Origin of the sequence: Cytobacillus sp. Hz8 (genome assembly GCF_042263505.1) — a bacterium.
Classification (GTDB): domain Bacteria; phylum Bacillota; class Bacilli; order Bacillales; family Cytobacillaceae; genus Bacillus_BE.
The window spans coordinates 72,170-97,439 of the sequence record NZ_JBHKFI010000012.1 but is presented as its reverse complement, the minus strand read 5'-3'; the positions used below and the strand labels follow the sequence as shown (position 1 = coordinate 97,439).

Sequence of the window (25,270 nt, the reverse complement as noted above, 5' to 3'; positions counted from 1 at the left end):
TTCCCACGCATTAGATAAAATCCAACCATTACCTCTTGCGGTGGGGATTCAACTGGATTATAAAAAACAGATTTGTCATTTTGAACAATCATCCTAGTATGAAGGATATAGAGATTAAGGAAAACCCACATCCAATAGGATGCTGGGTTTTTCGAATTTCATAAAGTGAAACTTCCATCAGTGGGGGTTTTCTTCATCCCCCACTGATGGTTAGTTGAACCAATCACGCTCATAGCGCCACGTCCTGTGGCTTCGCCTGACTAGGACGTCCTGTCCGTCGTCGGACCTTTACGGGCAGTTGATCCCCCACCTATCTTCTTTGCATACGCAGAATCCCCGAGGTGGGTGTCTTACTGCCCGTTAAGGCGGGATAAAGATGAAATTAATTTTAAATACTATTCATTAATTTTTAATGTAACATTCAGAAGAAATTAAACATCCAGTTCTATAATTAAATCAAATCCAGAAAGAGGAATTGAGGTGTTAGAAGGTATGAGTAAAGGGAAAAATAAAAAATTCCTTATCCTTTCATCGACTTTTGGTGAAGGTCATAATCAAGTGGCAAACGCAATTCGTGAAGCAGTGGAATCTACTCTTCCCGGTACCATTCCCATTATTTTAGATACGATGGAATGGATTCATCCGTACCTTTACCCGATCAGTAATTTCTTTTATAAAAGCAGTATCAAAAAATTTCCTCAAGTATACAGTTACTTTTATAGGAAAACTCGTGTAAGGAATTCTTTCTCTACCAAGTTAAATTCAATCTTTACTTTTGGAATGCATTCGATACTTGAAGTGATTCGAGAGGTAAAGCCTTCAGTAGTTGTTAGCACCTATCCTTTTGCTGCAGGAATCCTCTCTAACCTTAAACAACATCGCTTAATCAATATTCCTACTGTAACCATTATTACTGATTATACAGACCATTCCTATTGGATTTATCCACATACAGATCAATATTTAGTTGGGACAAATCGACTGAGAGATCAATTGATTTTACAAGGTATAGAGGAATACAAAATAAAAGTAACTGGCATCCCTATACGTCAAAGGTTCATAGAGACACAACCCCGGGAGAAGCTTTTGAAAAAATACGGAATGGATCCAAATAAATTCACTATTTTAATGATGGGTGGAGGCGAAGGATATATTGGAAAAGGATTATCAACTCTTCACGTATTAGACTCCATATCGCAATCATTTCAACTGATTATCGTTTGTGGGAGAAATCATAAATTAAAAAAACAATTTGAACTGGAGGTAAAAAATTGTAAACATGATGTATTATTACTGGGTTTTTGCGAAGAAGTCCAGGAATTAATGGCAATATCCAATCTATTAATCACTAAACCCGGCGGAGTAACGACATCTGAAGCATTAGCAATGGGGGTTCCATTATTAATCATGAATCCATTACCGGGTCAAGAAGAAGACAATGCCAATTATTTATTGAGATCCGGTCTTGCCTTTCTAGCTAAAAATGAACATGATTTACGATCAAAAATTCAAAATTTTTTAAATGATGAAAAATCATTAACAGCAATTCAACATAGGACAGAGCAATACCGAAGAATTCGAACATCCTCCATTGATGCACTTAATGCTATTGTGAATGTAATGGACAGTGGACAAAAGCAAATAATCTGTTAGTTGTATTATCAATTAATAGAAATTTTCCTTTCCTTTTTGACAAAATGATAAGGAAACATAGAGGTGAACATTCGGCATGTATAAGATGATCATTTTGATCCTCTCCTTATTAATATTATATACGATCGTTCCATATATTCTTTCATTTGGTTTTGGATTCCAAATATTTAGGAGGAATAAATCTTCTAACAAAATTGCTTTTACATTTGACGATGGACCTGACGAAATATATACTCCCATCCTTCTTGATTTATTAAAAAAATATCATATTAAAGCCACTTTTTTTGTATTAGGCTCAAAGGCAGAGAAACATCCGGATTTAATAAAACGGATGCATCAGGAAGGACATTTAATAGGGGTCCATAATTATATTCACCGTTCAAATTGGGTAATGGCTCCCTGGTCTGTTCGCAGGCAATTGGAGCATTGTGAAACGATTATAAAAGAAATAACGGGAGTTAAACCAATTTATTATCGTCCTCCTTGGGGATTAATGAATATATTTGATTATTTTCTAAGAGGAAAATTCAAAATCATTTTATGGTCACTAATGGTTGGGGATTGGCGAAGTACAGGAGGAAGTCAAAAGGTAAAAAATAGGCTCCTATCTAAAATAAAGAAAGGGGATATTATCCTATTGCACGATAGTGGAGACACTCTTGGAGCAGACTCCAATGCACCAATAAATACAATTAAAGCATTAAAAGAGGTTTTAAATGAATTAGTGAGTAAAGGTTATTCATGTGTAAGGATAGATGAATTATTGTGTTGCTAATCGCCATCAACCAACTATCTTTTGGATAATCGAAGAGCTCATATATTTATATAAAAATATTATGAGGGTGAACAATAGCCATGAAGCCAGTAAAAAAAGCTGTCATACCAGCTGCAGGATTAGGTACTCGATTTCTTCCTGTTACAAAAGCCATGCCAAAAGAAATGCTGCCAATTGTAGATAAGCCAACGATTCAATATATTATCGAGGAAGCGATTCATTCTGGGATTGAAGATATCATTGTAGTAACGGGAAAAGGAAAGAGAGCGATCGAGGATCACTTTGATTATGATTTTGAATTGGAACATATGCTTATGGAAAAAAGGAAATTTGAACTTCTTGAACGAGTTAGGGCTGTTTCCGAAATGGTCAATATTCATTACATTCGACAAAAAAAACCAATAGGAGTTGGGCATGCTATTTGGTGTGCCCGAAAGTTTATTGGTGATGAGCCATTTGCTGTTTTATTAGGTGACGATATTGTAGAGTCTAAGGTCCCATGTATCAAACAGCTTATGGAGGTGTATGAAAAAACAGGGTCAACGGTTGTAGGAGTCAAACATGTACCATTTAGTGAAATAAGCCGATATGGAATCATTGATCCACTAAATGAAAAGGGTCCATTATACGAGGTGAAAGACCTTGTTGAAAAGCCAAATTTAAGTCAAGCACCATCTGACTTAGCGATTATGGGACGTTATATCTTAACTCCCGACATTTTTTCCATTTTAGATAATCAAAAATGTGGAATTCAAGGTGAAATACAGTTAACAGACAGTATACAACAATTAAGCAAAACGCAAAATGTATTTGCCTTAAATTTTGAAGGAACTAGGTATGATGTAGGAGAAAAGCTGGGATTTATCCTAACCAATATTGAATATGCTTTAAAAAAGCATGAATTAAGAGAGCCGGTACTACAATATATGAGTCAGATTTTACAAAAAGAAAAGGTCATGGTTTTAGATAATAGGTTGTGAGGGTAAAACAATGAATACTTGGAAGTCCTGGACTAGGGAAAAAAAACATCTCTTTTTAGCCTCTATTCTATTAATTTTATATCTTTCTCCATTGTTTATATTAGGAGAAAACGCACATATAAGGATTCATGATAATCTGGATTCGAACATAGCTTGGTATAAGGTCTTAAAGAATAGCGGGCAGTTATTTGGAGATATTCATTCAGTTGTTCCACAGGTTATCAATGGAATACCTCGTAATACTTATGGAACAGAGTTTAGCGGAATAGAGTGGCTACATGAACTTTTTCCTTCAATGTTTGCTTATGCAATTAGCCAAGTAATAACTAGGTTTTTTGCTTTTTTCGGCATGTATCTTTTATTAAAAACCCACTTCATTAAAGAAAAAAATGGCGATTGGATTCGCGTATGGGTTTCACTTGCATTTGCGCTGACTCCATTTTGGCCTTCAGGAATGTTAAGTACACTCGGAATGCCGCTTGCGTTATGGGCTTTTTTGAATATTAGAAATGGAACATATTCTTGGAAGGAATGGATAGCGCTTATATTTTTACCATTCTATTCAAGTTTTGTTTTAGGATTCTTCTTCTTCCTTGTGGCTATGGGGTTATTATGGCTTAGAGATTGGCTTGTAAAAAAGAAGGGAAATTGGATATTCTTTGGAAGCATTGCTTTGATGACAGCGATCTATTTACTAATAGAATATCGACTTATTTATTCTTTAGTTTTCCCTCAAGAACCAACAAGCAGAAATGAATTCTTGAGTTCTTACTTAGGCTTTTGGCACAGTATTCGATTAGCCATCAAAAATTATTTTTTAGGCCATACTCATGTCATGACGCTGCATACTCCTATCATTGTGCCGCTTTCTTTTATAGCAATATGGGCCATCAAAGGAAAAGCGAAGAATTTATTAGAAAAACGGTATTTGTCTTTATTTTTTCTAAATATCATTCTATCAGTTTGGTATGCCTTTTGGTTTTATAAAGGATGGGAACCTCTGAAAGAGAAATTTCAGCTATTGAATACATTTAATTTTGCTAGATTTCATTTTTTGAGACCGCTCATTATTTATCTCATGTTTGCAGTTGGAGGATATATTCTTTGGCGCAAGGGAAAAGGCTGGCAGAAGTTCGTTAAAATTTGTTTAATCGTTCAAATCATTATTTTGATGGGATTCAATGAAGAAATACGATATAGAGTGGTAGGGTATCCTTCCTTTAAACAGTTTTATGCAACTAAGCAATTTGAAGAAATCAGCCAATATATCGGAGAACCGAAAAGCAGCTATCGAGTCGCTAGCATCGGATTGCACCCAGCGATTGCACAGTATAATGGGTTCTATACCCTTGATACGTACAACAATTATTATTCGTTAGATTATAAGCACGAATTTAGAAAAATGATTTCTGCTGAGTTAGATAAGAATGCTGTCCTGAAGAAGTATTTTGATGAGTGGGGTGGCAGATGCTATATATTCGTTGCTGAATTAGGAAAGAACTACGATTTTAGAAAGGATTCTAAAAAGAAAATTCATCATTTGCAGCTAAATACAAATGTGTTCAAAAAAATGGGTGGAAAATATATATTTTCAAGTGTCCCAATTATGAATGCCAAAAGCAATGGACTCATTTTAAAAAAAGCATTTGACCAAAAAGATTCTGCTTGGCGAATATATCTGTATGAAGTAAATTAATTATTTGTAAGGGAGAGTAGTTAAATGAACAAGCCTGTGTTAACCATTGTTGTCCCTTGCTTTAATGAAGAAGAGGTTTTGCCTGTGACTGCTTCTCAGTTATCTGGAGTGTTCCAAGAGTTAATGTATGATGGACTCATTTCTTTTGAGAGCACGATCTTATTCGTAGATGACGGAAGTAAGGACGGAACATGGAATTTAATTGAGCAGATAACAAAACAAAGCTCAAATATAGAAGGACTAAAATTAGCTGCCAATGCTGGTCATCAAAATGCTCTTATAGCTGGACTGGAAGCGGCTAATAAGCGCTCAGATTGTGTAGTATCAATTGATGCTGATTTGCAGGATGATATTGGTGTTATACGTACTTTCGTTGAGAAGTTTATAGATGGTTTTGATATTGTATACGGTGTAAGAGATCACCGCAGTACGGATACATTATTTAAACGGTCAACAGCGGTTGGATTCTATCGTTTAATGAATAGAATGGGGATTCATTTAATTCCTAACCATGCTGACTTTCGTTTAATGAGCAAACAAGCTTTAGATGAATTATTAAAATATAAAGAAACCAATTTATTCTTACGGGGACTTGTTCCATTGATTGGTTTTCCCTCAACAAAAGTTTATTATGATCGGAAAGAAAGGTTAGCCGGGGAATCGAAGTATCCTTTGAAAAAAATGCTTGCCTTTGCATTTGATGGAATTACCTCCTTTAGCGTTGCGCCCATCCGATTTGTAACCATGATGGGATTTTTATCAGTTATTGGAAGTGTAGCTGTAGGATTTTATATACTTATTCAAAAATTTCTCGGACAAACGGAAACAGGTTGGACCTCGTTAATGATTTCGATTTGGTTTGTAGGTGGATTACAATTAATGGGAATTGGTATAATAGGTGAATATATCGGAAAAATCTATCAAGAAGTAAAGCATCGCCCGAGATTTGCTGTTGAAAAAGATACTTTTTCAAATCATACTGTAGGTAAACAGCTTCAAAAAGTTGTTCTAAAGAATCAATGAACTATCAGTTTGTTCGTTTTTTAATGGTTGGCTTTCTGAATACAGTGGTTGGTTTATCCGTTATGTATATACTGTTGCATCTAGCCGGCCTTTCCTATTGGATATCAACATGTCTTGGAAATTCTATTGGTGCAGTAGTTAGTTACTTCTTGAATCGTCGCTTTACTTTCCGGAGCCATAGCACAATAACCAAAAGCATGCTTCGGTTCATCGCAGTTATTTTATTTTGTTATGTTGTTTCCTACACTATAGGCAGAAATATTGTAGAATGGGTTTTGAGGAATAGTAATTTAACATCGGGTATAAAAACAGACATCGCAGTATTCATTAGTACAGGATTTTATACAGTACTGAATTATTTATGCCAAAAGGTATTTGTTTTTAAGGTTATGAAACATGAAGAACTGTGAAATGATAGTCGTCATGATGAATTTTTCTAGCAAATGAAGAAATGAGGGTCACTACTCCCCTCATTTTTTTATATTAAACGGTTCTTAATATCCAAAATAAGATTGGTTATTCATACTCTTCGTTTGATAAGGCAATTTCTTGTAAAATGATTGAAATTTCAATCATCTTTACATTGTGATATTCTTTGTTGTAGTAGTAGAGAAGGAGGAAAGAATCGATGAGGAATAAATGGGAAATTTTAATTACCGTCATGATCATCCTGTTAAGTGCCTGTAGTCACAACACACCTAATAAGCAGACATCACAAGAGAAGGCTGTTCATAAAGAGGTTGAAGAAGCAACACTTCCGAAGATTGACCATATTTTGATTGTTGTTGAGGAAAACCACTCTAAAAGCCAGATTGTTGAAAATTCATCCGCACCATATATAAATTCATTAATGAAACATGGAGCTAACTTTACAAATTACCATGCAATCGAGCATCCCAGCCAGCCAAATTATTTAGATATATTTTCAGGTTCCAATCAAGGAGTTACGGATGATGAAATGCCAAGTTTAAAATTCTCTACTGATAACTTGGCAAGTGAATTAATTGAAAAAGGTTATTCTTTTAAGGGGTATTCGGAGGGGATGCCTTCAGTCGGCTATAATAAGGAGTATGAGAAAACCGGATATGCTCGAAGGCACAATCCTTGGACAAATTTCACGAATGTTCCAAAAGAGACTAATCAACCGTTAAAAAACTTTCCGAAAGATTTCTCTGAATTACCGACGGTCTCATTTGTCATTCCAAACCTTAATAACGATATGCATGATGGGACTATCAAGGAGGCAGATGACTGGTTAAAAGCACACATAGACCCATATGTACAATGGGCCAAAAACCACAACAGTCTTTTGATTGTTACATGGGATGAAGATGAAGGGTCACATAAAAATATCATACCAACCTTCTTTGTGGGACCAATGGTAAAAGAAGGACAATATAATATAGATGTTAATCATTTTAACTTATTAAGAACAGTAGAGGATATATACGGATTATCCCATGCGGGCAAGGCTAAAACAAGTAAACCTATCATGGGTGTTTGGAATTAAATCAAGTTATATTTTAAGTTTTAACCTTTTTTGGTATTGAGTGCATAAAAAGAATAGTAAAGTAGACACTTTTCCGGATTTATTGTCATTAGAGCGGCAAAACTATGCTTCATTAAGAGAGCGAGGCATATATAAGAGGAAGAAGCAGCAATAGCCTTACCTATATAGGATTGATTTTAATAAGAGGAATTTGGCTTAGCTGAGTTTTGGATAAGAGTAATTACTGAACTTGAGTATGGAAGAAAATATAATCATTCTGTGTATAAACACATTCTGTCATAAAAACAATATTTTAGATTGTTAGAATACATTGAATTCAAAAAAGGACAATATTTTTTTTCATTAAAACCATGCAAAATTTCATAAAAGTTTCATTTTTGATCCTTAAACTATAATTAATCAATTATAAAGGAGGAAATCAAATGGAACGCATTAAATTTACTTTTACAGCTATAGGTGTGGTTGTGGCTTCTGGTTTAGTATTAATGATAGGAAGTATATTTTAAAGAGACTGACATGTTCCAGCATGTCAGTCCCCAATCAAAGCATTAAAGCTAATGATTAAATTCGTTATTAATTGTACCATACTTATGAAAAGCTGAGGGGCCAAATAAATCATCCTTAGCTTTTCTTATGTTTCTATCCTTAAAAAAGGAAACAATAGCAAAATACACGACATTTTTACTTGCAAATGGATCTACAGAAAAATATTGTTTTTTTTAATTTAAGGTTAGCCTCTGTTATAACTGAATGTTGATTTTACTGTGTATGAAAAATAAACGGTAAAATTCCGTCTAAATTGGGAAATACCCATATTTCCTTAAAAATAAGGGGAGTTTTTCCGTTTACATTATCCAAATCTTTGTATTTTGTCTTATTTAGAGCAGTTAAGCGGAATATCTCCGCTTATATCTGCTTCTTTAGCTTCCTCTCTATACATTAGCAGGAAATTCTCCGCCTATGAATTCTCATACCTACACGAAATCGATAAGGAGAAGGCGAAAATGGTTTGTAAACTTCTTAATGAGCATAATTCGCAATCCAAAGAATTAGCCATTAAAAGCAGAAATAGCAAAGGTATAAACCCTTGCTATTTCTAATGTTTTTTAATCTCTCTAACCTTACCAGTTGTCCTACATTTTCTAGTGCAAAAAGGATTACATTTTGGTTTGCATTTTCCTGTGTAAATTGCCGTTTGGCGATAGTTACGGAACCCGTTACTAAGATATACAGAGCTTTCTTAAAAGGGGGGCTATCATCACAATTGGTGTCCTTTATTGTGATATTATTTTAAATTCATAGCTTCCTTCATTGCATCAAATATATGAGTATTTTCATAAGTTCCTGTCAATAATTCAGATCCTGGGCCAGTCGCTGTTAACGGAACGGAAACTCCACCGTGCTCGCTTGTTGTCCAGTCAATTGTGAATTGATTTTTACTATTGGCAATCGTAAACGGACCATCTTCTTTGGAAATTCCGTCTCCTGATTCATCACTGCTACTTACATCCTCGATGGCAAGGCCGCCGCACTCATGGTCAGCGACAACAAGAACCAATGTATCAGGATGCTTTTTAGCATAATCCTTTGCAATTGCCACCGACTTATCTAATTCTTGCCCGGATTTTATCATTTTTTCAGCATTGTTTTCATGGGACATTTCGTCTGTTCCTTCTTCTTCCACCATTAAGAAGAAACCTTTTTTATTAGAAGAAAGAGTATCAATTGCTTTTTTCGTCATCTCAGGTAAAGAAACAACTGGGTCGTATAAATCCCCTTTTCCTTCCTCTCTTTGTTCAAACATTTCTTCATTTGCAAAAAGTCCTAGAAGTTTGCTGTTTTTTGCTCTTGCAAGCTCTTTTTCATTTGCTACGTAAGTATATCCAAGCTTCTTTGCTTTTTCTACAAGATTCCCTTGTGTGCCTTTGCTTTTTTCAGATGGGTCTTTTGCTGGTTGGTCTTGATAAGCACCTGGACTTCCTTCAGGATACCAGTAATCCTCTCCTCCACCCAACAGGACATCTACTTTACTATTTTCCAAATATTGTTTTGCAATATCACTTTGCTTAGAACGGTCCGTAACATGTGCACCAAAAGCCGCAGGAGTTGCATCTGTAATCTGGCTTGTAGTCACTAAACCTGTTGATTTCCCTGCTTTATCAGCCATTTCAAGGATGGTTTTTACATTTTTTTTGTTAGAGTCCACACCGACAGCTCCGTTATAAGTTTTAATACCTGATGCCATCGCTGTTGCAGCCGCCGCTGAATCCGTTATACCTGAAGTTGAACTTGTATGTACCTGTGCTGAAACAGTCATATCATCCATTGCAAGATTTCCTTTTAAACCAACTGTGGCCAAACGGATTGCTTCACGATGGCTAGCTCCCATTCCGTCCCCTACGAAAACAATCACATTTTTGGCTTTCCCATGATCATCCTGCTTTCCATAAGACGAAGCTTTCGCATCTGTCAATTGACTAAAACCCAAACTTGTCATAGCTGCAATAGATAAAGCTGCACTTACGATTACATTCTTCTTCAAACGAATCACTCCTCTTTATTTTTCAAATTTGATTGTAAAAGAAAAATATTGAGCAGTTGTTTGATTATTGTAAATAGTGCATAAATTAAAGATTAATAGATTGTAAACTTGTGATAAAACTGGATAGGTGAGGTTTGGAAACAAACTAGTGGTAATAGAGTAATAATATGATATTTATAAAGGGGAAACGAAAATGAAATCAATCATCATTTTTATCAAATTATTTTTAAGTACCTTTGTATCATTTGCTACAAAAGGATATATGGCAAAGTGCTAAAATGAATTAAAAGGACTTATCTATCATGTTGCTTATGGAGAAATTTTATAATCACAAAAGTACAGATTAAAAATCCATTTATTGTTTAGAATGCTCACAATTGAACAATAAACCCCATATCATATTAGGAAGTGAGTAGAATGACCCTCCAAAAAAAGAGCAATCGAAGAAAATTCATAAAATATAGTCTTTCAGTTGGTGCTGCAGCTGGAAGTGCCCTTTTGCTTGGGAATAAAGACACACTAGCCAAAGTGTTAATGGGAATGTCGGAACCCCAATGGCAGGTTACAGTGGGTGGAAAAATTGTTAAGGAAGGAATTTTTTCATCTAACAAGGAGGAATTTTTTATTCCAGTTAAAAATGGGAAAGCTCACATTGTTGTGGATAACAAACGAATATTTGTTCATGAAGACAGTGATATCTGCGAACGGAAAATCTGTGCAAAGATGGGATTCATCCGTGAACCAGGTGAATCAATTATATGCAAACCGAATAAACTTGTGGTTAGGATTTTATCATGAAAAAAGGAATCATGTTCTTTATTCTCGTTTTACTTGCAAGCCTCTTAACTTCATGTCAACCCTCCAAGTCTGAAGAAGTTTTCCGGGAGACTAAATTTCTTTTTGATACCGAAGTCTATATAGAGGCTTATGGCTCTGGTTCTGAAAGGGCTGGTAAAAAAGCTTTAGAAAGGATGGCAGCTATTGATCAAGTCACAAACTTTTATTCAAAAAGCAGCGAAATATCGAAACTTAATGCAGCTGCCGGAAAAAAAACTGTTTCTCTTTCACAAGATACGTTTGAGTTGTTAGAGCGGTCATTAGAAATCGCTGACTTAACAAAAGGCGCTTTTGATCCTGCAATTGGTCCCCTAGTGCAGCTTTGGCAAACGGCAAAAAGAGAAAAAACCTTACCCTCTTCTAAAGAAATAAAGAGTCATTTGCCATTAACAAATTATAGAAAAATCGACTTAAACGCTAATCATTATACCGCTTTTCTTCCAACAATCGGAATGAGTATTGACTTGGGGGCTATTGCAAAGGGGTTCGCTGTTGAAAAAGGGATGGAGATATTAAAGGAAGCTGGAATTCAATCTGCCATGGTTCGAGCAGGAGGCAATATTTATACGATTGGAGAAAAGCCAGATAAATCCTCATGGCGCGTTGGCATTCGCAATCCTCTCCAATTAGATGAAACCCTCGGTTATGTGGAACCTCATAATCAGGTCGTGGACACCTCAGGAAATTATGAGCAAAGCTTTACGATCGACGGGAAAAAATATGGCCATCTCATTGATCCCCGAACCGGCTACCCTGCAGAAAAAACAGCAAGCAGCACCATTATTGCCAAAAGTCCTGCACTTGCAGATGCCCTGGCAACCGCTACTTTTATTCTTGGAAAAAAAGAAGGATTAAAATTGATAAAAGATACCCCTGACGTAGAAGGAATGATTATCGGGAATGATGGATCAAAAGCAATATCAGCAGGATTGAATCTTCATTATAAATAAATAGGGAAATTGAATTTTCACAGCTAAAAATCCTGTGAAAATTCAATTTCCCTTTATATTTTTTAATAGACTTAGAGAGTGTTTGTAGTTTCTGTTGATTGATTAGAATCTGTCATCTTTTCCTTGTCATCGTCTTCAAGTAAATCCTTCGTGCCTTTTTTAAATTCCTTTAATGTTTGCCCAGCTGCTCGTCCAATTTCTGGAAGCTTTTTGGGACCAAAAATCACTAATGCTAAAATTAAAATTAAGATTAATCCTGGAATACCAATATTGGTTAACATCCTAACCCCTCCCTCCTATATGAGTCCTGCATTTTGAAGCAATGCTGCAATAATGAGGAAATCCATAATGACAATGAAACTAATAATGAGTTTATTAAAAAAACTTAATGATGCCTTGTTCTTTTCTTTTTTCTGACAGACCGAATGCCTTGACTGGCATGAACTACATCTGGAGGCTTCGCTATTTCCAATAACATGCTGAAAATTTGGTTTTCGATGCACAATTTTCTTCCATTTTCTTTTCATTTGTGCTATAAAATCTAGCACACTGCCGACAGGACAAAAGCATCGACACCAAAAGCGAAGCACAAAAATAGAGAGCACTAATACCATTCCCATCATAATCCATTGAGCTGTATTCCCTGCTCCTCCGAAAAAAGGAGAAAAAGGCTCATAACTAGCAATCCCTGGATTATGAAAAAATAATCCCAGCATGGCAGCTAACCAAATAAGTATCCACTGGCTTTTCTTAGATGCAGACATAATTTTAGGGTCTACCCGGTTATTAGACAGGTGAAGTGCTCTATAAATTCCTTCCTGGATTGCGCCAAAAGGGCAAAGCCATCCGCAATAGACATTCTTTCCTAAAATAAAGGTAACAACCAAGATCCCGAAAACAGCCAAAAACCATACCGGCCGCTCCGTTATGACTGGCATTTTGTTCATCAAGATACTCATAAAGTTTCCGAGTGTTAATGACGATTTTGCCATAAAGCCAATAATCATTACGGATGCAATGAATAAAGGGATTCGAAATTTTTTTAATTTAAGAATTGCTGCAACCACAGTCAAAATCAACAAGAGGACAATTGCTCCATCTTCCCATTGAAAATGGTAAGACGCTACCTTAGGGACCGCAATGTCAAGTTGATTCTTCCCTACTTGTGCTATGCCCTTTTGTACAGCTGTTAGAATACCTTCCGTTGTTCTCGTTGCCCCGCTTACCGCATCAAGTTTTTGATTTGATTTTAATGATTTTGCAACAGCTTGTCCTTGAAGATTTTCAGGGTACCCTGATTCCATTACTCTTTTTAAATAAGTAGGAGTCTCGGCATTTTCGAGAATAACAGCAGAATCGATTCTGCCTTTTTTATTAATGGTCGTGAGCATTGTAATTGAGCCACCATATCCAGATGCACTTGATAAGACTGCGTAGCTTAAGAACTTCCTGCTTTGATTGAATAGTTCATAGGTTGGATAAACACCTTCGAGTTCTTTATAACTAGCTGCAGCCGGCTCTGCCCTCTGCAGCATGCTAAGCGTATCCTGTTTAGTGATGAAATGCTGATAAATAGCAGTAAGAACCAGACAACAACAAGCTGTAAAAATAAGAATCTTCTTCCGCTTCCATATTTGCATCGAACTCATTCTCTTTCCAAAGTCCAGTATAATTCGAGCAATGAACTACCTAATTCCCATGTTCTAAGATCATAAACATCTTCCCTACTGATGCAATTGCTTGGTAAGCTTCGAGTTCTGCATGAATGCCCACATTTTCAAAAAAAGAAATGCCCCACTTTCTTAAATGATGAACAGTGAATGCTCGTTGTTTCATTTTCCATTTTTTCGCTGCAACCACTTCACCGTTTTTCCATGATATTCCTTCCTGCAGACATAGATGAGAGAGAAAGCTAAACTCTGTACATATATGATCTATTGATTCATTTGAATCAGGCAAAATATAACAGTTTTCTTTGTTATATACCTTATTGAGGGACTCAACGACTAAATCCTGTGCTATCTGTCCATAATCGGTTTCAAATGGAGAGACAACTGTCTGATTAGGAGTGAGAAATAAGTGTGTATAATCCTCTTTCATCTTTTTTAACAACTTAACAGGATCATTCCCCGTCTTATTCTCTGCTACCTTCTTCAATTTTTCCAATGAAGCTTGATATATCCCTTCTCGGTCATTCACCCACTGTACTGACTTCTCCACTTTTGAATAATATGACCCATTCCATAAGCTTTCTGCTAGCATAAGGGTAGGGAATTGAACGGCCCTAATCAACAATTGATATAAGTCGGCACGGTCCAATGAAACATTTCCTAATTTATTTTCCAACTCTTGATCGGGATCTTGAATAAGTTGATTCATAGTGAACCTCCATAACATGCTCATTTTTTCACAATTTTGTTGATGCTTGAAAAAGATGTTCTAGGACTGATCTTTATATGGATAAAAAGATTTTTTTAAAGGATTCAGCTAGTTGATTTTCATTTACAGCTTCTGTTTCACACATGTAGCAAAAATGTTTTAATGAATCAGAGGTAGGATTTCCACATATTTGACACTCACCTACACGTTTAGTAGCAATAGTTTGAGTTTCAAAAGGATTATCCAGCTGCTCCCTTCCCCTAGTAATCGCTTGACGTGGACAAAATAATTGACATGTCCTGCAATCTAAACATAATCCACTAGAAAAATAATGAGAAATAGTACCATCCTGTATAACTGTTCGTAAAGCTCCTGCGGGGCAAAATTTGCTGCACATTTCACACTTAACACATTTTTCATTATCTATTTTTATGGACGGCCAATATGCTGAAGAAGAAACATGGCTCTGGTTCTTTGGATAAATATTCGCTAATCTCTTTCTCCATTCAGGTAAGCAGCTTCCTGGGATCATTTGATTTGATTTCCTTGATGAAGATGAAAAATGCACAAATTTATCCACTCTATTGATTAACTCTTTTCTCCCAAAGTCTTTAAGGGAAATAAATAACTCTCTTCTGGATGTCACTTTTAAACCCGTTTCAATCGCTCTTAAATTTCTTTTCGTTGATTCATTCACATTTTTAAAAATAAAACTGATTTTGGGTTCTTTTCCGCAAGCCTTCAACCATTCCGCTGCAGTTCCAATATTATATTCTAAGCGAGTGAGTGTCTCGGACATTGGACAAGCTTCACACTCTTCACGATGTAATTCTAATTCAGTGTATAAACCCAACTCATACCAGCCTCCCTTGGACATAATGCTTAAGCAGGCAGGTAATTGTATCGCACCTCGTTTCTTATCTCTATTCTGCTTATAAGGTGCTTTATGATTTTCACAAAAGAATTCTGTGATTTTCCATTCTTTCTTTTCAACAGCTTTAATTACAGTGATCTCGTCCCAATGTTTCGAACGAAAAACGCCAGTTGGACAATCATTAAAACATAAACCACAACCGATACATTTTTCTTTTTCAAGATAGACGTGATCATTGTCAAAATGAAGAGCTTGATTTGGACAGTTTCCTATACAATGGTTACACTCAACTCCGTGATGAATCAAATTCAAACATTTATTCTCTTCAATCTCTAAAAATGAGCCATTAGCGAATATCATGTTATACCTCCTCTAAAGCGAATGGGTTTAACTTTCAAGCATTATGCTCAAAAATGTGCCGCCAATATGACCAAAGATTTGGTATATGGCACTCTCACTAGAGGAACTACAACGGTCAAAAAATTTCATCGCCCATTTTTGTAAATGAATTTCTGAGAATTCCTTTATCTGTTCATTCCTTTTGATGACTTTCTCAAAATTGTTATCCTTTAATGCAATGCCCTTTTGCAAATATAAAAACGCCATGAATTCCAACTCTGTTGCCATGTGGTCACTAGGTTCATTCACTTCCATAGATCTTATTAAACCTGCCTGATTATAGCATCGTTCCGCATCAAGAGCTGCCGGACTGATAAAAAGTGTAGTCCCTTCCTTATTTTCCTCACTAGGGTTAAAAAGAAAAGTAGTTTCATAAATTTCGATAGCTGGTTTCTTAGGGTGTGTAAATAATCGGGTATATTCCTGCCTCATGTCAGTTAAAACTTCTTTTGTACTCGATTTCCCTTCTTGTAGAGTATCTAGCTTTGCTTTCATTATCTCTATTCTGCTATCATAAACACCTAGTTCCATAAAAATCTCCACAACATCTTCTGCTAATGAACCATCTAATATTCCAATAGCCATTTCTTCTTTTGGAAGATGGAGAAACATGGATAATAATCGATACATGTCGGAAGCAGCTACAGAATTTTGGATTTGGAGTTCTTTAGTGGTATATTCAACAGTACTCGGCATTGTTTATTTCAACTCCTTTTCTTTTTATGAGACTAAAATCGCTTTTTTTTGAATATATCCAAAACCAGCAAGCCAAAATCAACCTGCTGGTTTTAGATATTCGTTTCTTAAATGATATATTTATGACGTTTCTCTCAAGTGAGTAATAGGTGAATCAGTAGGATTTTGTTTGAAACCCGTTCCTAAATTCAGCTTATTCAAACCGATAAGTACCAGTAATCCACCCAAAGCGACAATGCCTATAGAAACCCCCACTTCGATTAAGGAAGGGATATAGACTCCAAGACTTGCTTGACTAGCATTGTATCCGGTTGGACCTGCATAAGTAATTAACGGATTAAGCAATTGCGCTTGTAAAAGATTATATTTGATCATAAAAATCGCGAAAATTGAAACACCTGCCCCAGTTACGGTTGTTGCGGGATTTTTGTATAGGAATAAGACGGCCCCTAATACAATCGAAACGATTTCTACCCAGAAAAATGGGGCTCCACTTCCGGTTACTAGCCATGAGCTGATGTTCGATTCTTCCCCGGAACCTGCATACAAGCCTATTACAGCTTCTCCAAGAACAACACATAGTTCAAACAAGAGAATGCTACCGGCAAGTATTCCAAGTTTTTTTAGATGACTCCTGCTCATTACGATATAGCCGCTTTTGTTCAATATCGCAAAAATAATGATTAGCAAGGAAAGAGCTATTACTATCGCTGCCGCTAAAAAAGATAAAGGCTGCACCGGATTGTTCCATAATGGGCGAGCAACCTGCAATGCAAAGACAAATGAAGTTACCATCACCGCTAGTCCGGCAATAAAGGCTACCAGGGATATGACCTTTAAACTTTTTTCGTCCTTCTTTCCTTCCTGTACTATCATGAGCTGACGGGTAAAATAGATGCCAATAATGACATAGCAAAGTAGGATAATCGTATCCCAAAACATAGGTGAAGTAATATTGGCACTTGAAATGATATGCCAAGCTCGTTCTGGATTTCCTATGTCTACAATGATGAAAAGTCCAGCTGCAAGAACACCACATATGGCCCCAACATAGGATGAAATTCTCGTATAGGGTTTGTATTCCTCCATTCCTTTAAAAAGATAAGCGGAGGAAGTGAAGATAAGCGATCCTGCTGCAATTCCAGTAAATAGCATGAAACCGATAATATAGAGCCCCCATGTGCTGAAATTATTTAGATTCGTAAGTTGTAGGCCTCTCGTTAACTGTAAGACCCAACAAACAATACCGAGAATGGTCAGGGCTGAAAACACTCCCAATGTAATAGCATTCCCTTTTCTCATGGTTTACCGTTCTCCTTTCTATTCAATATAGTAAATAGCTGGATCTGTACCCTTTTCTTCTAACAGCCTTACATAGTTTTTCCCCTTGAGCCTACGGCTGATTTCGCTATTTGGATCGTCAAGGTCCCCCCAGATCCGAGCACGTGCCGGACATAATTCCATACAGGCTGGTTCATCACCACGACTGATACGATTTATACAGAATGTGCATTTCTCTACAACGTTGTACTGATGTTTGGCAGCATCTGCATCTCCTGTTGCAAATCCTACATAATATTCAGGTTTTTTCCAGTTAAAGGATCGAGCATTATATGGGCAAGCCACCATACACATACGACAACCGATACACTTGTCATAGTCTTGCACAACAATGCCATCCTCTTTTCGCTTATAGGTAGCACCAGTAGGGCAAGCTTTTACGCAAGGAGGATTTCCACAATGCTGGCAACCAATTGGCACATGTTTCATATGCAATTTATTTGGATATTCTCCTGTTGCTGTGTCCACGTAGTTACCGCCAACTGTAAGCACACGGTTCCACCATATATCATCAGGTAAATTATTGGCTATCTTACAAGATACTGCACAGTTGTTACAACCCATACAGCGTTTCAAATCTATGAGCATTCCATAACGCATTTTTCATTCCCCCCTTACGCCTTTTCCATTTCGCATAATACATCATAGAAACAGTCATTTACTGTACCCGGATCAAACTTGAGATGTGTTAGGTTATTATAATGGCCGCTGACATATTGATCAGTTTGCCAACCCCTGTCCATATCGACAACGCCTGGACGTATACCCGGATGGAAAATGGCACGGGCCACCACATGACCGCGGTCATTGTACAGTTTGACTAAATCACCTTCCTTAATTCCTCGGGCCTTGGCATCTTTTGGATTGATGCGAACCCTTGGCTCTGATTCCAGTTCACGAAGAACCTTTTGATAACCAAAAGCAGCATGAGTTCTAAATCGACGACTTCCGGTAATATAAACTAATGGATATTTATCAGCCAACGGGTTCTTTTTATATTCGTCAATCGTTTCTGTCCATGCCTCAAATGGCACATCAAAATAAGGCAGCCTCAATTTTTCCACATCAATCTTTTGGCCAAAGTCTTTATTTGGTTTTGGATTTTCATCATAGAATTGAGCTCTGCCAGTAACCGTAAAGAATTGGTTAGCGCGCACTGAAGGAAACTGAATAATTCCCGCTTGCTTCACCTTGTCTAAGGTAATTCCCATGCCCTGAGCAGCAGGTGAAGCCTTAATAGCCATGTCTAATGCTGTTTGTCCATCAAAATTTTCAAAATATTTTTCTTGCCCCATGCCTTCTGCAATCAACTTTGCAATTTGCCAATCCGGTTTTGAATCAAATAATGGCTCAATGGCTTTTTCTGCATATAAAAGATAAATCGAGGTATCAAGCAGACCATCTTGCTCAAACTGAGTTGAAGCTGGCAAAACAATATCTGAATATATGGATTTATCGTCCCATTCTATACTGGATGAAACCACAAAATCAGCTTTTTTAAGTGCAGCTATCGTATTCTGATGATCAGGAAGGCTTGCTGCAGGGTTACCACCGAATAAAGCTATTGCCTTGATTGGCATTTCAACAACATGACCACCTTCTAGTTCATGTTTCCCTTTTTCAACAAGATCTTTTAACATAAATGGTGTAACTTCCTTGGTAGAGACAGGATGCTTTTGTTCCTCCGGATAAAAACCGGCTACTGGCCAACCAACACTCACACTTGCTAAATTTGTGGTAAATGGAAGATTACCTGTTACCATTTGTAAAGCCCCTAGAGCCATCACGGTACCGTATCCACCTCGATAATGGTCAATACTAACACCAGGAATAATTTCCGTAGGATTTTGTGCGCAGGCTTGTGCAATCTCTTCAATCACAGAAGCTGGGAGATCACATATTTTAGATGCCCTTTTAACCGTAAATGGCTCTATTCTGTTTAGTAACAAACGATAAGCTGTATTAACCTTCATTCCTTTAATTTCATAAGTTCCTCTAATTTCAGGATTAGCTACTTCCTTTGAATATCCATATTTGCCTTTATTGCTATCCCAAACAACAAAATCATCTTCGGGTGTTCCTGCTCCTTTACCCGTGAGGTCACTTTTCCTTAAATAAAGGCCATCCTTTTCTTTTACCAAAAAAGGAGCAACAGTCCATTTCCTTAAGTAAGTCTCATTGGTCAATTTATGTTGTTCAATATAATTAATCATAGCCATGCAAAGAACCCCATCGGTCGCCGGTCTTATAGGTGCATAAACTTTAGCCTTTGCTGCGATAGTATTGAAATTAGGATCAATAACAATTAATTTCGCTCCATTATCAACAGCATCTGCAATAAATTGATAGGATTGCGGTGCTGTTTCTGGAACATTTACTCCCATAAGAACAATGTTTTTTGCTCCTCTTACATCTTGGCTTCGAAAATCATTGCCATAGGCATAACTGGCACCAGTGACTAAATTCATACAATAAGCAGTAAATGCAAAATCATCTGTTCTCGTAAAATGGCTAGCTTCAATCAAATTCATCATTCGCGTATAAGGACCAAGTAAACTTGGAGCTAGGATGCCACCTTCATAACACATGGTGACACTGCTTTTTCCGTATTGAGCTTGAACTTTTTTAAAATTCTCCGTGACAGTCTTAATTGCTTCATCCCAACTAATTTGCTCCCATTTTCCTGACCCACGCTTTCCAACGCGTTTATACGGATGTTTGATGCGCGAATGAGCATAGACGTATTGCGGCCATGAAGTCCCTTTTGAACAAATCCGGCTATAGTCGGCAACTTCTGTCTTTTTCAAGTTTATTGCCCGCGTACGGACAAGCTTACCATCCCTGACAATGGCGTGCATTGGGCAATGACCGTAACAAGATCCTTGACAAATATTGTTAACTACTCGTTCTCCCTTTGCTGCTTTGGTTGCCGCTTTTGCCTCAACAGGAATCAACGTCTTCATTGCTCCCCCTGGTAAAGCAATACCAGCTCCAACCACCACCGCCGTTGCAGCGCTGCCCTTTAGGAATTTTCTTCTGTCTAATTTTCGTTGAAAAATATTTGTACTCTCCTTTTCCACTGCATCTTCCTCCCTTTCATAATTATTTGATCTTTTTTATCTAAATTCCGTACTTACTAGTACGGACAAGAGCAGACAAAACTCTCCTCCTCTTTTTCGTTTACAACAAATAAGAGAACTCTATGATTACGTATAGATTGGATTACATTCGTTCATGCTGCTGATTAGCGGGCATAATGACAATAACTTTTACTTTCGCAGGACTTTCTTTCTGATTGAATGCGTTTGTAAAATTATCGTCTTCATTAATAGCCGATTAATAGATGCATAATTTCTACAAACCCTCCGACATATACCTAAACATTAATTGTGTACTCTTCTTCATGGTTACCACTATAATCTTGATATTTTTTCTGAAGTAATACCTCCCTGCTTTCCTTTTTTGTATACGATAGTTTAATGTCAACAGGTCTTCTTCCATATTATCCTTACAAGTACCATTCTATTTTTTTCATCTTTTATCCTCAGTAGTTTGTTACACAATTAATAAGTAGCATATACTACAAAAAGTTTATAATTTTAATATTATAATTTGTAAATAAATTCACATGTTTTAAATACTTGACAGCAGTATAATGTAGTACTATTAAACTATGAATGATTATTTTATTGATCATACAAAAGATGAAAGCGCTTAATAAGTCCTATTTTTCTTGAATTCAGGGAGGGATATGAGTATGCATATGCAAGAATGCTGTCATGAAAATACATTTTGTCGAAGTCTAGATAGTATTACCAACCTTAGAATATGCAAAAAATGTGTTCACTTAACCTTAAATCCGAAGCAAGAATTGATTTTTAATCAATCCTCCCGCAAATATGCCATTGTCAAATCGGGCTTAGTTATCTCCATTTTTCTCACAGAAGAGGGGAAACAAAAAAGTATAGAAATTTTTTCACCAGGTAGTTTTATTAAAATGAATGATTTGTACAATAATGGAAATGATGAATATTATTATTTAGAAGCTTTAACTCCGGCAACCCTATGTCTTTTTTCGAATACATTGTTCAATGATCTTTTCTCACAAAATCCAGTTTTTGCCAACACTGTTTTAGAAGCTACAAATCTTCGATTGAAGTCGAATCTTAGACATCTATTACACGTACAAACTGATAATAGTGAAGATAAGGTAAACTATATTCTTGATTTGCTTCATGATGTCGGTATAGACGTTTCGCTCTTGACACATGAGGATATTGCTCTTTTAACAGATTTGAACCGCGTTACCGTTACGAGGGCTCTAAAGAATATAAACAGATCGAAGGAAGCAGGAAGATAAGAGTGGGGAAAAGGAAATTTGGAAGATGAATAAAGACCTTTTCCTTAAAAAAGCCCCTGCATTGCAAGGGTTTTTCATTTCTAATATATCCGTTCAAATTTTGCTATATGAAGATTGTATAACATACCCTAGCTATGGATGGTATAGGCTTATGTCGCCGTCTCCTTGCCTACCACCACAAAAGCTGATTAGTTTATTAATTCGAACTGATCATTGTTAAATAGGAAAAATTTTTGAAATTAATTTAAGAAACCTACGCACCTCATCTCACACGTTTTGATCAGCAAATCTCCAAAAGCTCAAAGTACTGAAAAACCCTAATAAACTTGTAATTAGCACAATAAATACACTAGCAGGCTCTAAAATATTTCCCTCCCCACTAACATTACTGAACAAAGCTGGAATTGCCCAAGGAAAATAATCCCCATAACCAATAGCTGCAATGATTTGTGACATTACTATGGTTATAATAACAAAACCAATAGAAGCTAAATAGCCATGCCCGTAGCAAGCGAAGAATGCAACTGGAGTACTTAAAATTATTGTCAGAATTGAAGCTATGATAAGCACATTTATCCCATGCTGCCAAACCTCAGTTGACCATCCTCCTAATCCGATTATAAAGCCCAAGAAAATACCTAAACCAATAATCCATATTGTTACAATGAATGACCAAATAAAGATTACAACAAATTTTGCCATAGGAACATAAATTCGAGGAAAAGGAAGGGCTAATAAATCCTTTACCGTACGGTCCATATATTCTCTTCCAAAAATCCAACTTGTCATAAAACCATATACAAAAATTCCACCAATAGAGATTCCCTGTGCAAGAAAACCTAAATATGATGGCCAATCTGCCTTTCCAGCAAGTTGAGCTTTTTCTCCAATTAACCCCCAATTTTCCGCCAAATTAGGATGTTTTAGCACAAACATAAAAAAACTACCTATAACTGGCAATATCGTAAAAGCTATAAAAGTAATCCAAATAACTTTTGATTTAGAGGTTTTACGTAACTCTGCTGATATTAACTTAGACATTTGATGCATGAAATTCGTCCTCCTTCTTACCAACTACTCGCAAAAAGTATGATTCTAAATCCTCTTCTTCTACTAGTAACATGGTGGGTGGATGATTAGCACGAACTAAGTCTGAAGCCAATTTGTCCGGATGATTCACCGCTTCCTTGCTATAGCTTTCCAGGAATCCTCTTTCATTAATCTTTACCGTGTATCCTAAATTAGAAAGCACTCGTAGTGCACCATTATTATCGCGTGTATTTATTAATAGCTTGACAAAACGATTTTGGTCTAACTCCTCTTTACTGAGCTCCTCGATTAACCTTCCATCATGGATAATTCCAATTTTCGTAGCAATTTTTGAAATTTCTCCAAGTATATGACTAGAAATAAAAATCGTTGTTCTTTCTTTATGAGCGAGCTCCTGTAACAATTCTCGTATCTCAACGATACCTGCTGGATCCAAACCATTTGTTGGCTCATCTAATAATAAAACCTGTGGATTATGGAGCATGGCTTTAGCTATTCCCAATCTTTGAGCATTTCCCATTGATAATTCCTTTGCTTTTTTATTTTCATATGCCGTTAATTTTAGACGATCCATCACGCGACTAATTACGGAATAATCGGTGATTTGATGAGTATCACATGCAATTCTGAGGTTCTCCCTTACCGTTAGTTCAGGATAAGCATAAGGAGTCTCAACCATATAGCCTACCTGGTTCCATATGTGATAGTTTCCCGCATTCACCTTTTGACCATTGATAAAGCATGATCCAGAAGTTGGACGTATCATACCAAGCAACATTCGTATCGTTGTCGTTTTTCCTGCACCATTCAGCCCTAAAAATCCATAGATTTCTCCCTTTTTAACCTGTAAAGATACATGATGAACGGCATGATATCCACGATAGCTTTTGGAGAGATTTTCAGTATAAATGATATCTTCCATTATTCATCCCCCTCATTATTTGCGAGTCCTTCAACAATAAAATGAACTAATAACTCAAGTGTTTGAGGATACACTTCTTCCCCAATTTCTTCCTTATGAAGGCTTATAGTGAATAAGGCTCGAAATAAACCAGCCAAGACCTCGCTATCTATCTCCCGAATAAGTCCTTTTTCCTTCCATTTGTTCACTATAAGGTCTGCAGCATTTGAATCCAATTTAAAATGAGATTCCAACTTTTCTTGAGGCAATTTTCTGAGAATAGCTTCATAATTATTTTCAAGAAAAAGTTGGGAAAACAAAGTATTCCTTTCGAGATTAGCAAAGGCTTGTAAAAGTAAATCTTTCATTGCTTGTTTCGGATCATGTTCCTTAGTCATATCAAAATCTAAAAACTGACTTTTAATGATTTCTTCTTCCTTTTCCATAATTTCAAAAAATAATTCCTCTTTCGACTGATAGAAGGTGTAAAATGATCCAGGAGCAATACTTGCTGCTTTAGCTAATTCATTAATGCTTGTTTTTTTTAATCCAAAACGGCTAAAAAGGATTTTCCCTTCTTCCAATAAAATTTGCTTGATTCTTGCCTTTTCCTGTTCATTAAAGCCTCTAGGCATTTTATTCACCTCATTAAAAACATATGAATAATTTATTTTTCTATTCATATACATCATATAATATATCCGACCATTTTCAAAACAAAATTAAACATCTGGTAAATATTCTTCATTTTGTTTTTTTACTTAGCGAATTGAAATTCGCTTATAAAATACTATTTCTCATATTAATGGAAATCCTAAGACTAAATCATGTGAGAAGAGGGATAAAAATGCAAGAAAACAAACCAAATTTCCATAAAGAAGCAATTGAGAGTTCACATGCCGATGAACCGGCATTTAACGTATTCCTTAATGAAAATTTAGTAGCAGAAGTGCGAGGGAGTGATCCGACAAAATTAACGGTGATTCCCATGAGAGAACTAAGTAATTATGAAGAAGACAAGCTTCATGAATACATTGCTGCAATGCTTTCGAACGAAGAATACTAAAAAGCGATTAGTTCTCCCCATTTTTAAAAATAGGGGACTAGCTTATTCAAAGATACAGGTTCTTTTTGTAAAATTTGTTGCTTTTAGTTAAAAATTTGTTTGAGAACCCTTTTGGGCGCATTCGGACAGCATAATAGATTTCAAAACCATCAAATCCGAATCAGAAGCCCTATCATAAGTATTTAAAATCTGTTCAAAAAAACAACAATCTTTGTGAAAAAAACGAAAATAAAAAAGC

The 25,270-nt window shown here is 36.3% G+C and carries 23 protein-coding genes; 11 read left to right on the top strand and 12 right to left on the bottom strand.

Translation table 11 applies throughout. From position 1 onward, the window contains the following. The first annotated feature begins 492 nt into the window (after positions 1–492). From ACE38V_RS15210 to ACE38V_RS15180, 7 genes are all read left to right on the top strand, one after another. Entirely contained in the window at positions 493–1,653 is a 1,161-nt protein-coding gene (locus ACE38V_RS15210) for an MGDG synthase family glycosyltransferase (protein ID WP_375842467.1), read from the top strand. Between the two features lie 76 nt (positions 1,654–1,729). Next, positions 1,730–2,428: a polysaccharide deacetylase family protein gene (locus tag ACE38V_RS15205; protein ID WP_375842465.1), complete on the top strand. Its 699-nt coding sequence runs from the start codon at positions 1,730–1,732 to the stop codon at positions 2,426–2,428. Between the two features lie 80 nt (positions 2,429–2,508). Next, positions 2,509–3,408: a UTP--glucose-1-phosphate uridylyltransferase GalU gene (gene galU / locus ACE38V_RS15200; RefSeq protein ID WP_375842463.1), complete on the top strand. Its 900-nt coding sequence runs from the start codon at positions 2,509–2,511 to the stop codon at positions 3,406–3,408. Positions 3,409–3,418: 10 nt separating this feature from the next. Continuing rightward, positions 3,419–5,104 (top strand): DUF6044 family protein, encoded by a 1,686-nt coding sequence (locus ACE38V_RS15195; protein WP_375842461.1) that lies wholly within the window; start codon positions 3,419–3,421, stop codon positions 5,102–5,104. Between the two features lie 24 nt (positions 5,105–5,128). Beyond that, positions 5,129–6,127 carry a glycosyltransferase family 2 protein gene (locus ACE38V_RS15190; RefSeq protein ID WP_375842459.1) on the top strand — a complete coding sequence of 333 codons (999 nt, stop codon included), beginning with the start codon at positions 5,129–5,131 and terminating at the stop codon, positions 6,125–6,127. Then, positions 6,124–6,537 carry a GtrA family protein gene (locus ACE38V_RS15185; protein WP_375842457.1) on the top strand — a complete coding sequence of 138 codons (414 nt, stop codon included), beginning with the start codon at positions 6,124–6,126 and terminating at the stop codon, positions 6,535–6,537. Before ACE38V_RS15190 ends, ACE38V_RS15185 begins: the two co-directional genes overlap by 4 nt. Before the next feature lie 218 nt (positions 6,538–6,755). Next, a complete protein-coding gene (locus ACE38V_RS15180) occupies positions 6,756–7,637 on the top strand; it encodes an alkaline phosphatase family protein (RefSeq protein ID WP_375842455.1) in 882 nt (293 codons plus the stop codon). 1,285 nt (positions 7,638–8,922) lie between these two features. Here the strand turns inward: ACE38V_RS15180 and ACE38V_RS15175 are convergent. Next, a complete protein-coding gene (locus ACE38V_RS15175; protein ID WP_375842524.1) occupies positions 8,923–10,134 on the bottom strand; it encodes an alkaline phosphatase in 1,212 nt (403 codons plus the stop codon). A 462-nt stretch (positions 10,135–10,596) separates the two neighbouring features. On the opposite strand from ACE38V_RS15175, the gene ACE38V_RS15170 reads away from it, so the two are divergent. Beyond that, positions 10,597–10,977, top strand: coding sequence for a NusG domain II-containing protein (locus ACE38V_RS15170; RefSeq protein ID WP_375842453.1), 381 nt, complete (start codon positions 10,597–10,599; stop codon positions 10,975–10,977). Continuing rightward, a complete protein-coding gene (locus ACE38V_RS15165) occupies positions 10,974–11,966 on the top strand; it encodes an FAD:protein FMN transferase (protein WP_375842451.1) in 993 nt (330 codons plus the stop codon). The genes ACE38V_RS15170 and ACE38V_RS15165 overlap by 4 nt, the downstream gene beginning before the upstream one ends. Before the next feature lie 71 nt (positions 11,967–12,037). Here the strand turns inward: ACE38V_RS15165 and ACE38V_RS15160 are convergent, their stop codons facing one another. From ACE38V_RS15160 to ACE38V_RS15125, 8 genes are all read right to left on the bottom strand, one after another. Further along, positions 12,038–12,247, bottom strand: a complete 210-nt coding sequence (locus ACE38V_RS15160; protein ID WP_375842449.1) for a twin-arginine translocase TatA/TatE family subunit — start codon at positions 12,245–12,247, stop codon at positions 12,038–12,040. Between the two features lie 15 nt (positions 12,248–12,262). After that, positions 12,263–13,606 carry a 4Fe-4S binding protein gene (locus tag ACE38V_RS15155; RefSeq protein WP_375842447.1) on the bottom strand — a complete coding sequence of 448 codons (1,344 nt, stop codon included), beginning with the start codon at positions 13,604–13,606 and terminating at the stop codon, positions 12,263–12,265. A 49-nt stretch (positions 13,607–13,655) separates the two neighbouring features. Beyond that, positions 13,656–14,345 (bottom strand): TorD/DmsD family molecular chaperone, encoded by a 690-nt coding sequence (locus ACE38V_RS15150; protein WP_375842445.1) that lies wholly within the window; start codon positions 14,343–14,345, stop codon positions 13,656–13,658. 73 nt (positions 14,346–14,418) lie between these two features. Beyond that, positions 14,419–15,579, bottom strand: coding sequence for a 4Fe-4S binding protein (locus ACE38V_RS15145; protein WP_375842443.1), 1,161 nt, complete (start codon positions 15,577–15,579; stop codon positions 14,419–14,421). A 27-nt stretch (positions 15,580–15,606) separates the two neighbouring features. Then, positions 15,607–16,314 (bottom strand): TorD/DmsD family molecular chaperone, encoded by a 708-nt coding sequence (locus ACE38V_RS15140; protein ID WP_375842441.1) that lies wholly within the window; start codon positions 16,312–16,314, stop codon positions 15,607–15,609. Between the two features lie 120 nt (positions 16,315–16,434). Further along, complete coding sequence (gene nrfD / locus ACE38V_RS15135) at positions 16,435–17,616, bottom strand: NrfD/PsrC family molybdoenzyme membrane anchor subunit (protein WP_375842439.1); 1,182 nt, start codon at positions 17,614–17,616, stop codon at positions 16,435–16,437. A gap of 18 nt (positions 17,617–17,634) precedes the next feature. Then, positions 17,635–18,243, bottom strand: a complete 609-nt coding sequence (locus ACE38V_RS15130) for a 4Fe-4S dicluster domain-containing protein (protein WP_375842522.1) — start codon at positions 18,241–18,243, stop codon at positions 17,635–17,637. Between the two features lie 26 nt (positions 18,244–18,269). Then, complete coding sequence (locus tag ACE38V_RS15125) at positions 18,270–20,735, bottom strand: molybdopterin-dependent oxidoreductase (RefSeq protein ID WP_375842438.1); 2,466 nt, start codon at positions 20,733–20,735, stop codon at positions 18,270–18,272. A gap of 677 nt (positions 20,736–21,412) precedes the next feature. On the opposite strand from ACE38V_RS15125, the gene ACE38V_RS15120 reads away from it, so the two are divergent. Beyond that, positions 21,413–22,015, top strand: a complete 603-nt coding sequence (locus tag ACE38V_RS15120; protein ID WP_375842436.1) for a Crp/Fnr family transcriptional regulator — start codon at positions 21,413–21,415, stop codon at positions 22,013–22,015. A gap of 267 nt (positions 22,016–22,282) precedes the next feature. On the opposite strand, the gene ACE38V_RS15115 is transcribed toward ACE38V_RS15120, so the two are convergent. The 3 genes from ACE38V_RS15115 to ACE38V_RS15105 are packed head-to-tail and all read right to left on the bottom strand — an operon-like array spanning position 22,283 to position 24,601. Beyond that, on the bottom strand, positions 22,283–23,065 hold the full coding sequence (locus ACE38V_RS15115) for an ABC transporter permease (RefSeq protein ID WP_375842434.1): 783 nt from the start codon (positions 23,063–23,065) through the stop codon (positions 22,283–22,285). After that, entirely contained in the window at positions 23,049–23,987 is a 939-nt protein-coding gene (locus ACE38V_RS15110; RefSeq protein WP_375842433.1) for an ABC transporter ATP-binding protein, read from the bottom strand. Before ACE38V_RS15110 ends, ACE38V_RS15115 begins: the two co-directional genes overlap by 17 nt. Further along, on the bottom strand, positions 23,987–24,601 hold the full coding sequence (locus tag ACE38V_RS15105) for a TetR/AcrR family transcriptional regulator (RefSeq protein WP_375842431.1): 615 nt from the start codon (positions 24,599–24,601) through the stop codon (positions 23,987–23,989). The genes ACE38V_RS15110 and ACE38V_RS15105 overlap by 1 nt, the downstream gene beginning before the upstream one ends. 212 nt (positions 24,602–24,813) lie before the next feature. Between ACE38V_RS15105 and ACE38V_RS15100 the strand changes: the two genes are divergently transcribed. Then, positions 24,814–25,032: a hypothetical protein gene (locus ACE38V_RS15100; RefSeq protein WP_375842429.1), complete on the top strand. Its 219-nt coding sequence runs from the start codon at positions 24,814–24,816 to the stop codon at positions 25,030–25,032. Positions 25,033–25,270: the final 238 nt, after the last annotated feature.

Bases quoted from the DNA above. Each gene is read 5' to 3' on its own strand.
- ACE38V_RS15120 (WP_375842436.1), top strand. From the start codon at position 21,413: ATGCATATGCAAGAATGCTGTCATGAAAATACATTTTGTCGAAGTCTA.
- ACE38V_RS15170 (WP_375842453.1), top strand. From the start codon at position 10,597: ATGACCCTCCAAAAAAAGAGCAATCGAAGAAAATTCATAAAATATAGT.
- ACE38V_RS15165 (WP_375842451.1), top strand. From the start codon at position 10,974: ATGAAAAAAGGAATCATGTTCTTTATTCTCGTTTTACTTGCAAGCCTC.
- ACE38V_RS15195 (WP_375842461.1), top strand. From the start codon at position 3,419: ATGAATACTTGGAAGTCCTGGACTAGGGAAAAAAAACATCTCTTTTTA.
- ACE38V_RS15155 (WP_375842447.1), bottom strand. From the start codon at position 13,606: ATGCAAATATGGAAGCGGAAGAAGATTCTTATTTTTACAGCTTGTTGT.
- ACE38V_RS15145 (WP_375842443.1), bottom strand. From the start codon at position 15,579: ATGATATTCGCTAATGGCTCATTTTTAGAGATTGAAGAGAATAAATGT.
- ACE38V_RS15190 (WP_375842459.1), top strand. From the start codon at position 5,129: ATGAACAAGCCTGTGTTAACCATTGTTGTCCCTTGCTTTAATGAAGAA.
- ACE38V_RS15175 (WP_375842524.1), bottom strand. From the start codon at position 10,134: ATGACAAGTTTGGGTTTTAGTCAATTGACAGATGCGAAAGCTTCGTCT.
- ACE38V_RS15185 (WP_375842457.1), top strand. From the start codon at position 6,124: ATGAACTATCAGTTTGTTCGTTTTTTAATGGTTGGCTTTCTGAATACA.
- ACE38V_RS15115 (WP_375842434.1), bottom strand. From the start codon at position 23,065: ATGCATCAAATGTCTAAGTTAATATCAGCAGAGTTACGTAAAACCTCT.
- ACE38V_RS15100 (WP_375842429.1), top strand. From the start codon at position 24,814: ATGCAAGAAAACAAACCAAATTTCCATAAAGAAGCAATTGAGAGTTCA.
- galU (WP_375842463.1), top strand. From the start codon at position 2,509: ATGAAGCCAGTAAAAAAAGCTGTCATACCAGCTGCAGGATTAGGTACT.
- ACE38V_RS15130 (WP_375842522.1), bottom strand. From the start codon at position 18,243: ATGCTCATAGATTTGAAACGCTGTATGGGTTGTAACAACTGTGCAGTA.
- ACE38V_RS15205 (WP_375842465.1), top strand. From the start codon at position 1,730: ATGTATAAGATGATCATTTTGATCCTCTCCTTATTAATATTATATACG.
- ACE38V_RS15160 (WP_375842449.1), bottom strand. From the start codon at position 12,247: ATGTTAACCAATATTGGTATTCCAGGATTAATCTTAATTTTAATTTTA.
- ACE38V_RS15210 (WP_375842467.1), top strand. From the start codon at position 493: ATGAGTAAAGGGAAAAATAAAAAATTCCTTATCCTTTCATCGACTTTT.
- ACE38V_RS15150 (WP_375842445.1), bottom strand. From the start codon at position 14,345: ATGAATCAACTTATTCAAGATCCCGATCAAGAGTTGGAAAATAAATTA.
- ACE38V_RS15140 (WP_375842441.1), bottom strand. From the start codon at position 16,314: ATGCCGAGTACTGTTGAATATACCACTAAAGAACTCCAAATCCAAAAT.
- ACE38V_RS15105 (WP_375842431.1), bottom strand. From the start codon at position 24,601: ATGCCTAGAGGCTTTAATGAACAGGAAAAGGCAAGAATCAAGCAAATT.
- nrfD (WP_375842439.1), bottom strand. From the start codon at position 17,616: ATGAGAAAAGGGAATGCTATTACATTGGGAGTGTTTTCAGCCCTGACC.
- ACE38V_RS15110 (WP_375842433.1), bottom strand. From the start codon at position 23,987: ATGGAAGATATCATTTATACTGAAAATCTCTCCAAAAGCTATCGTGGA.
- ACE38V_RS15180 (WP_375842455.1), top strand. From the start codon at position 6,756: ATGAGGAATAAATGGGAAATTTTAATTACCGTCATGATCATCCTGTTA.